The organism is Mycobacterium sp. KBS0706 (assembly GCF_005938675.2).
GTDB lineage: Bacteria > Pseudomonadota > Alphaproteobacteria > DSM-16000 > Inquilinaceae > Inquilinus.
The window spans coordinates 1-8,839 of the sequence record NZ_VCCH02000170.1 but is presented as its reverse complement, the minus strand read 5'-3'; the positions used below and the strand labels follow the sequence as shown (position 1 = coordinate 8,839).

General features: G+C 66.7%; 6 protein-coding genes and 4 pseudogenes. 7 read left to right on the top strand and 3 right to left on the bottom strand.

Features of this window, described 5'->3' with window-relative positions:
* Positions 1 to 480 precede the first annotated feature (480 nt).
* Positions 481 to 1,056, top strand: a complete 576-nt coding sequence (locus FFK22_RS39750) for a helix-turn-helix domain-containing protein (protein WP_221939228.1) — start codon at positions 481 to 483, stop codon at positions 1,054 to 1,056.
* A 180-nt stretch (positions 1,057 to 1,236) separates the two neighbouring features.
* On the opposite strand, the gene istB (FFK22_RS39745) is transcribed toward FFK22_RS39750, so the two are convergent.
* Both istB (FFK22_RS39745) and istA read right to left on the bottom strand, forming a co-directional pair.
* Complete coding sequence (gene istB, locus FFK22_RS39745; protein WP_138893411.1) at positions 1,237 to 2,046, bottom strand: IS21-like element helper ATPase IstB; 810 nt, start codon at positions 2,044 to 2,046, stop codon at positions 1,237 to 1,239.
* Positions 2,043 to 3,539: an IS21 family transposase gene (gene istA, locus FFK22_RS39740; protein WP_306770250.1), complete on the bottom strand. Its 1,497-nt coding sequence runs from the start codon at positions 3,537 to 3,539 to the stop codon at positions 2,043 to 2,045. Before istA ends, istB (FFK22_RS39745) begins: the two co-directional genes overlap by 4 nt.
* 227 nt (positions 3,540 to 3,766) lie before the next feature.
* Here istA and FFK22_RS39735 point away from each other — a divergent pair.
* The 5 genes and pseudogenes from FFK22_RS39735 to FFK22_RS39720 all read left to right on the top strand — a co-directional run.
* Positions 3,767 to 4,390: pseudogene (locus tag FFK22_RS39735) on the top strand (IS21 family transposase); the annotation flags it as partial.
* Positions 4,387 to 5,178, top strand: a complete 792-nt coding sequence (gene istB, locus FFK22_RS39730; protein WP_186002919.1) for an IS21-like element helper ATPase IstB — start codon at positions 4,387 to 4,389, stop codon at positions 5,176 to 5,178. The pseudogene FFK22_RS39735 and the gene istB (FFK22_RS39730), both read left to right, overlap by 4 nt.
* A pseudogene (locus FFK22_RS44630) lies at positions 5,153 to 5,674 on the top strand (DUF4158 domain-containing protein); the annotation flags it as partial. The gene istB (FFK22_RS39730) and the pseudogene FFK22_RS44630, both read left to right, overlap by 26 nt.
* A gap of 497 nt (positions 5,675 to 6,171) precedes the next feature.
* Entirely contained in the window at positions 6,172 to 6,915 is a 744-nt protein-coding gene (locus FFK22_RS44625; RefSeq protein WP_306770249.1) for a hypothetical protein, read from the top strand.
* Positions 6,916 to 6,990: 75 nt separating this feature from the next.
* Positions 6,991 to 7,233: pseudogene (locus FFK22_RS39720) on the top strand (Tn3 family transposase); the annotation flags it as partial.
* Positions 7,234 to 7,608: 375 nt separating this feature from the next.
* On the opposite strand, the gene FFK22_RS39715 reads toward FFK22_RS39720, so the two are convergent.
* Positions 7,609 to 8,133, bottom strand: a complete 525-nt coding sequence (locus tag FFK22_RS39715) for a hypothetical protein (protein ID WP_138893407.1) — start codon at positions 8,131 to 8,133, stop codon at positions 7,609 to 7,611.
* A gap of 474 nt (positions 8,134 to 8,607) precedes the next feature.
* On the opposite strand from FFK22_RS39715, the pseudogene FFK22_RS39710 reads away from it, so the two are divergent.
* Positions 8,608 to 8,839: pseudogene (locus tag FFK22_RS39710) on the top strand (transposase); the annotation flags it as partial.

Below are 8,839 nucleotides of genomic sequence, written 5' to 3'. Positions count from 1 at the left end.
GGCAGCCTTATCGTAAGCCATTGATATCATAAGAGATTCAGCTTTTCGCAGTCGACTTCGTTCTCGTGATGATGACCAGGTCGCGCTCGCCGAGTTCGAGCGCGGCCTGATCCGCGACCGCACCGCGGCCGGGTATGGCCCGGACCGAGGCACTGATGGCGGCGGGCCCCTCCGCGCGCGGCCGCAGGGCGGCTCAAGGTGGGCAAGACAGCCCTCTATGCCGCGCTGGCCAAGCGGAAGGCGGCAGCGCATCCTGTCCCGTCTCGAGCGCGGAGGGGATCCAGCATGAGCCGGTAGGAGCATCGACATTTGGGCTTGGATTGGTTCCCGCAGACGCTGTCGGCAGCTGGTGTCAGGCATCACGGCAAACTGCCCCCCAGTCGACATGAGGAACTGACCCCTGCTTGAGAGCAGGAGGTCGGCATGGAAGTCGAAGATGTGCAGGGATTTCCGCGGAGAGGCGATCCGCGGAGGGAGTTGATGCGAACGCCGGACGACGTATCGGCGATGCTGGCGTTGAAGGCGCTGGGTTGGGGCGCGAAGCGGATCGCGGCGGAGCTTGGGTGTTCGAAGAACACGGTGAAGCGCTGGCTGGGAGCGGGAGGCTGGCGCCCCTGCGCGTCGCCGTCTCGGTCGAAGAAGCTGGATGGTCTGGAGCCCTGGCTGGGCGAGCGGTTCCGCCGGCATGCGGGCAACGCCGATGTGGTCCGGCAGGAACTGGAGGCCGAGAAGAACATCGTGGTGAGCTTGCGGACGGTCGAGCGGGCCGTGGCGCCGCTGCGTCAGGAGCTGCGGGCGCAGGCCCGGGCGACGGTGCGGTTCGAGACGCGGCCAGGAGAGCAGCTGCAGATCGACTTCGGCGAGCGCCGGGTGATGATCGCCGGGCGGGCGGAGAAGGTGTTCTTCTTCGTGGCGACGCTGGGATACTCGCGGCGGATGCATGTGCGAGCCTTCACCGGAGAGCGGCAGGATCACTGGTTCGAGGGGATGGAGAGCACGTTCCGGGCCTTCGGCGGCGTGACCGAGGAGGTCTGCTCGACAACGCCCGGGCGTTGATCCTGCATCACGATCCGGCGACCCGGGAGGTGATCTTGAATCCGCGCCTATAGCGCGACGATCAGGATGAGAGGGCAGCGGCAATCAAGATGAGAGATCTGGTGCCGCGGCGAGAAGAAGATTGACGGGCTGAGCGGCGAAGGCAAGGACATTCGCCGTTTGATTGTCGCGGAGCGTCAATCAGTCGAGGGAGTTGATTGTCGCGCGCGTAGGTGGCCGCCCTGGCCCACGATGGCGATCGAGGGCGGAGCGCCGACGGTAGCTTTCGACGTTCATCTCGAAGATGGTGGCGTGGTGGACGATGCGGTCGACCGCGGCGAGCGTCATGGCGGGATCGGGGAAGACCTTTCCCCATTCGCCGAAGGGTTGATTGGCGGTGATGAGCATGGAGCGGCGCTCGTAGCGGGCGCCGATGAGCTCGAACAGGACGCTGGTTTCGGCCTGGTCCTTGCTGACGTAGGCGAGGTCGTCGAGGATCAGGAGGTGGTACTTGTCGAGCTTGGCGATGGCGGCCTCCAGCGCGAGCTCGCGGCGGGCGATCTGGAGCTTCTGGACCAGGTCGGTGGTGCGGGTGAACAGGACGCGCCAGCCGTGCTCGACCAGGGCGAGTCCGAGGGCTGCCCCCAGGTGACTCTTGCCTCCGCCCGGTGGGCCGAACAGGACCAGATTGGCGCCCTTCTCGATCCAGCTGTCGCCGGCGGCGAGCGCCATGACCTGGGCCTTGCTGATCATCGGCACGGCGTCGAAGTCGAAGGTGGCGAGGGTCTTGCCGGGCGGCAGGCGGGCCTCCTCGAGATGGCGCTCGAAGCGCCGGCGGGCGCGTTCGGCGATCTCGTGCTCGGCCAGGGCGGCGAGGAAGCGCGCGGCCGGCCAGCCCTCGGTATCGGCGCGGGCGGCGAAGTCGGCCCACATGACCTTGATGGCGGGGAGCCGGAGGTCGTTGAGCAGCAGGCCGAGCCGGCCGGCATCGATCGGGTCGGTGACGCTCATGCCGTCGCTCCCGGGTATGCCGTGGCGGTCCGGACGGTGCCGAGCTCGTCATAGGCGCTGAGCGGGGCGAGGTCGACGCGCACGGTTGGGACCTGCGACGGATCGGGAGCGAAGCGGGCGCGGATGGCGGCCATGTCGGGCAGCCTGCCATCGGCCAGGCCGGCGTCGAGCATCTGGGCGAGCTCGGCCTCGCAGGCCCGGTCATGGGCGAGCGCGAGCAGCTCGACCATGGTCCGGCAGGCGGCCCGCTCCGCCCCCTGGGCGAGGAGCGCGTCGAAGGTGCGGGCATAGGCCCGGCGTGGGAAGAGCTGGTCGCGATAGACCAGGTTGAGCAGCGCCATGGGCTTGCGCCGCAACGAGTGGATGACGTGCCGGTAGTCGACGACGTGCCCACGCTGGCCTTTGGCCTGGGCTCGCCCGCGGGCGAGCGTCATCAGCGGCGTGCCGCCGATGAAGAGCTCCAGCCGGTCGTCATAAAGGCGGACGCGCAGCCGGTGGCCGATCAGGCGGGAGGGCACGGTGTAGAACACCTTGCGCAGCGTGAAGCCGCCGGCGGAGGTCACGCTGACGATTGTCTCCTCGTGGTCGGTGGTGCGCCGCGGCGGCAGCGCCTGCAGCGCGGCCCGCTCGATATCGATCCGCTTCGCCAGGCGGGCATTGCGGCGGCCGACGATCTCATCGATGAAGCGGCGGTAGGCCGCCAGATCGTCGAACGCGCGCGTGCCGCGCAGCAGCAGCGTATCCTCGATCGCCCGCTTGAGATGGCCATGCAGGCCCTCGATCGCGCCGTTCTCGTGGGCCACGCCGGGATTGTTGCGGCTCGGCGTCATGCCGTAGTGCGCGCACAGGGCGTCGTAGCGCCGGGTCAGGTCCTCCCGCGCGTCCCGGTCGAGATTGCGGAACGCCGCCGACAGGCTGTCGCTGCGGTGCTCGTGCGGCGCTCCGCCGACCGCCCACAGCGCGTTCTGCAGCCCTTCGGCCAGGGCGACGAAGCTCTCGCCGCCGAGGATGACATGGCCGTGCTCGAAGCCGCTGTAGGCGAGCCGGAAGTGGTAGAGCCGGTGGTCGAGCACGACGCCGGCGATGGTGATGCCGAGATCGGCCATGTCGGTGAAGTCCGACAGCCCGAGCCGTCCCGGCTCGTGGATCTGGCGGAAGATCACCTCCTGCTCGGCGCCGTGGAGCGCCTGCCAGGCGCGGATCCGACGCTCCAGCGTGCGGCGGATGCCGAGGCCGAGCTCGGGATGGCGCCGCAGCATCTCCTCGAACACGGCGACCGGCCGCAGGCCCGGCGCCGCCTTCAGCATCGGCACGATCTCGGCCTCCCAGACATCGGCCAGCGGATCGGGCCGGCGCCGGCCGCGGGGAAGCTTCCGGGTCGAGGGAAGCCGGGCATCCTTCTCGATCCGATACCCGGTCGCGGTCCCGAACCCGGCCTTGGCCGCTGCGATCGGCACGGTCTCGGTCTGACGGAACTTCATGTAGAGCCTCATCTGGCAGTCGGTGATGTGGCGGCCGGGCAAGGACGCGGTTCCTCAGTGCACGAAGAACCCACCCTGGCCCCGGCCGGCCGCGACAGCCAAACAGCAACGCCCTTGCTGGACGACGCCGTCGCCGGCCTGGCGACTCCGGTCGGGCTACGCCCTCCCCACGTCGCCAGGCCGGCGATCTCTCTCATCTTGATTGACGCGCTCTCTCACCTTGATCGCCGCGCCGCACGCGCCTTCACACCTTCGCGCGGCACTGGGGCTTCCGGATCCGGGCCTGCGCGCCGTATCGGGCCCGAACCAAGGGAAAGGACGAACGCGGCGTCGGCTACGTGAAGCGCAACGCGATCGCGGGCCGGGCCTTCGCCAGCTTCGCGGCGCTGGAGGCGCATCTGGAGCTCTGGCTGCGGGAGACGGCGGATGCGCGGGTGCACGGGACGACGGGAGAGATGCCGGCGCTGCGCTTCACGCGCGATGAGGCGGCGGCGCTGAAGCCGATCACCGGCATCGTGCCCTTCCTCACCGCGCGTGACCTGGTGCGCAAGGTGACGGCGGATTGCGCGGTCGAGGTCGACGGCAATGCCTACTCGGTGCCATGGCGGCTGATTGGCGAGCGTGTCCGGGTCACGGTTGCAGACGGCGCGATCCGGGTCTCCCATGCCGGCCGCCAGGTGGCGGTTCATGCGGTGCGCGCCGGTCGCCATGGCCGGGTCGTCGATCCCGCCCACTTCGACGGCGTCGCCGGTGCCGCGGGCCGGCCGATCCGAACGACGCCGCCACCGGATCCGTGGCCACCGGCGGAGTTGCTGCGGCCGCTGTCGGAATACGAGGCTGTGGCCGGAGGGGCGTGGTCATGACGGTGGACGACCACGACCATCTGGAGCGGATGCTGACGCGACTGAAGCTGACAGCGATGCGCGACCAGCTCGACAGCCTGATCGACGAGGCCGGGCGCCGGGAGCTGACGATCCGCGAGGCGCTGACGCTGTTCTGTGAGCGGGAGATCGCGCGCAAAGACCAGCGCCGGATCGACATGAGCTTCGGTCTGGCGCGGTTCCCCTTCGTGCGGGACTTGGCCAGCTTCGACTTCGGCGCCCAGCCATCGATCGACAAGGCGCAGATCCGCGAGATCGCCACGGGCCGCTTCATCGCCAACGGTGAAGCGGCATTGTTCCTCGGGCCTCCGGGCGTCGGGAAGACGCACCTCGCGGTGGCCATCGGTCGGGAGGCGATCGTGGCCGGCTACACGGTGCTGTTCGTGCCGGCGACGACGCTGGTGGCGCAACTGGCCAAGGCGCATGCCGAGGGACGGCTCGAGGAGAGGCTGACGCACTTCGCCAAGCCGCGGCTGCTGATCGTCGACGAGCTCGGCTATCTGCCGTTCGAGCCGGACGCGGCGCACCTGTTCTTCCAGCTGGTGAGCCGGCGCTACGAGAAGGGCGCGATGATGGTCACCTCGAACCGGGCAGTTGGAGAGTGGGGCTCGGTGTTCGGCGATCCCGTCGTCGCCACCGCGATCCTCGATCGGTTGCTCCACCACAGCCAGGTCGTCACCATCCGGGGCGAGAGCTACCGGCTTCGCGAAAAGCGCAGGAGCGGGCTTCTGCAGAAGCCCGCTCCTGCGCCGCTCCCCGCCACAGCGTGATCCACCATGGGGGTCAGTTCCTCGTGTCGCTAAGGGGGCCGTTCCTGATGGCGCTGGACAGCTGGAGACCGACTTCTTCTTCACCCACGACGATGCCGAGGCGGCGGCGGTGCGGGAGCGTCGCAGGCCGGTGAACCGCCTGGCACTGGCGCTCCAGATCGGCTTTCTCAAGATGACCGGCCGGACGCTCAACTCGGTCGAGCTTGTGCCGCCGGCGGTACTGACCCATCTCGGCCGCCAACTCGGCGTCGCAGCACCGCGGATCGCATCGATCCGGGCACTCTACCGCCGGCGCCGCACCCTATTCGACCATCAGGCGGCGGCCGTTCACGCGCTCGGCCGCAGCGACGCAGCCGAGCACGCCAAGAGGAGCCTGGTCGGCCACCTCCACCGTGAGGCGATCGCCGCGTTCGACCTGCCCGAGCTGATGGCGCGGGCCCGCGCCTGGCTGGTCGATCACCACTATCTCCTGCCGGGGGAACGCGACCTGCGACACCTCGCGTTCGAGGCGCTGCGGCACCGGGGAAAGGCGCTGACCGCGCACATCGCCATGGCGGCGGCGGAGCACAGCGGCTGGGTGGCGCAGCTGCTGGCTCCGGTCGAGCCCGGCGGCGCGTCTCATCTCGAATGGTTGCGCGCGACGCCCTCGGGCAAGGGGACGAAGAGCCTTGACGAGCAAGCAGCTGGACAAGATCCATGTCCTCAAGGTGCAGGGCGCCGACCGCTGGTCTTCCCCGACCTGCCGCTGGCTGGCCTGGAGCACCACGCCAAGCGGGTGCTGGCATTCAGGCCCGCAACCCTGCCGCGGATCAGGGAGCCCCGGCGGACCATCGCCATCGCCTGCTTCCTGCACCTGTGCCTGCTGCGCCTAACCGACGCCAGCCTCACCCTGCTCGACCACCGCATCGCGGCGCTGTGGCGCGAGGCGCAGCAGCGCGCGAAGGAGGCCGTGCCAGCCGGTTGCGGCGCTTCCGAGGCCTGCTCGGCGACCTCATGGCCCTGGAGCGACTCAGCGACGCCGAGGTGCGGGCCCGGCTGGGCGATCTCCTCGCTCCCTTCGCCCCGGAACGCGACATCACCCAGGTCGCCGAGATCCGGCAGGAGCTCGCCAAAGAATGCGGCGAGCTGGCGCGCCTGATCCGGCTGGCCCGCTCGGCCGAGCTGGCGGTGCCGGCCAACCATACGCTTGCCGCCGCCTTCGCGACTCTGGACCGGCTCGGCGCGGCGGGCGCCACGGTCCTGCCGGTCGGGACCGCATATCCCTTCGGACCTTCCTGGCAGAGCCTGATTGACCAGCCCGATCGCAAGGCCGCACTCGGCTGCTTCGTGGCCGCGACCACGATGGTGCTCAAGCGGGCGCTGCGCAACCGCTCGGTCTCGGTCGACCACAGCCTGTCGTTCAAGCCGCCCGAGGACAAGCTGATCCCCGCGGCCCTGTGGCAGCGCGACCGCAACCGGCTCCTGCGCGACCTGGCGCTGCCGGGGACCGCCGCGCAGTTCCTGCCGCTGCTCGAGGCTGGGCTGTCGGACCGGCTGCAGGCGCTCGCCGCCGCGGTCGAGGCCGGCGAGGTCGCGATCGAGCGCGGCGGGCAAATCCGTCGGCTTCGACCTGTGCCCGCGGGTGGCAAGCTCAAGTCGCGCAAGCTCCACCTGCCGAGAGGTTTCGACGTCCCCGAGATCCTGTGGCCGATCGTCTCCGCCGATGCCGTGTCCCGGCGCGCGATCAGCCGGGGCTGAGACGGATTTCTGCGCCTCGGCGCCACAGCGCGCCATCCATGACGGCATGATCCCGGCCAAGCGCGCCGCACCAACGAGCAGCTAACCGCGATCTCCGGCGCCCTGACCCTGCTCGCCAACATCGTCATGGCCTGGAACACCCTGCGGATCCAGCAGGTCGCCGATCAGGGTCTGGTCGACCTGCCCGATGATCTGGTGCGGCACATCGCGCCGATCCGGCACGAGAACATCAACCTCAACGGCATCCTCTCCTTCGACTTCTCGCGCCATGGGGCCAGCCTCCTCGGCGGCGCGGGTAACCGGAGCTTGTCACGCTAAGGCAATTCTCGCCAGATTTGGCCTTTGCGTGGATGTCGTCACGACGTGTAAGGCATTGAAATCCTGTGAGGCAGCCATCGGCTCAATGGCACCTCATGGCAGGGGGCCCCTTACGTGACAAGCCCATTGGCCGATCTACAAGGAGCGCAATCTCATTTAGAATTGCGCAAAGCTCAAACAGCTCTGACGCGTTGCCACACGATACGACAAGCTCCTCGCAAACTTCCGCGGTTCGTTTTGATCGCTTGTCGCTCAAATTCCAAATTATAACCTAACGCTAAAAAAGTAAACAATAACTGATGCCTCCGTCAACCGGAGGCATCAGTAACGAAATGTTGCTTTTCTAAGTGATTTGCTGAAGCTGTGCGGCTGCCCTCAAGTTCGGCGAACTTGCGCGCAACTTCCCACCGAAGCCCAACGAACCGGGGGTTTCCCGTGAGCCGGCCATTCAGCATAGGCCCGAGCGGTATCCGCCGCCATCCCCTGCGTCCAGATGGCCGGAAGCTCACCAAAGTGTTTTGTATAAGCCTTTAGAAATTCTTCGCCAGCGTCATCTGGCACTCTAGCAGAATCCGTGTCGGGAGTATGATCTATGAAGAAGCCGACTGTATGCTCGCAGAATGCTTCGTATTGACGAGTGAAGAGAATGAACTGGTGCCAGACCTCATCAGGCTTGGGACCGATCATTGCAATGGGCTTTTCTGAAACTGAAACTAAGTAAATAAATTTTTTAAACTCTTCTTCCAAAATCGGCGCTTCGCTCTCTTCAATTTCGCCAGAATGCACCAATCTCTCAAAAACGAAACCCATGTCTTCTTTGCGGAGACGCTCTAGCACTGTGTTCCCCACAACATTCATGTTGGGAACGACTTCGTTTGCGTGTGAGATTGAGCGTGACATGACTGCTGCCTCCTTACGCTGCGCGCGCGTTCAATGGGTGTGACTACAGATCTCTTTCCTCATTTTGAACCAGTCCAAGCTTCACAGGCACAAAAATTACCCCGATCAGCTTGATCGTTGCTGACTCGATTCAACTGAAGCACGTCCATTTTTTTGAGTCAACTATGTCACGATGCTGTAATGTCACAAATGCGTGGTGGTGAAGATATAGGTGCCAAAAAATTGAGCACCAGTCCCAGCTTATTAATAATTTCCTAACCGACTAATTGGGTACTCTGTGAGATTTCATCACAGAACGCTCCTCTGTCAACCGGCATCGAGGACCCCGTATCGGCTTCCAAAAGGGGCTCTGACTCAATTTTGATGGGATTGGGGAATCTGCTGACGTTGGTTTCACGAGCGGAATCAACAACATGCGAGATGCTCTCCGGCCATCGGCCCTGGTGCCGCGCGGCTTCGCGGTGGATGACGCCGCCTGCGATGCCGCGGGCGACGGCACAGGCTTGGCTCTCGGACCAGCGGCAGATCGCCGTCGTCGCCCGCGACCGCGGGGGTGGTTACGCCGTGGCGGCGGCCAAGGCGCTGCCGCAGGCCACCCAGGTCGCCGACCGCTGGCACCTGATGGAAAACGCCAGCCGGGCCTTCCTCGATGCGGTGCGCAAATCCATGCAGCAGATCGGCGCCGCGATCGGCGCCGCCACGATCA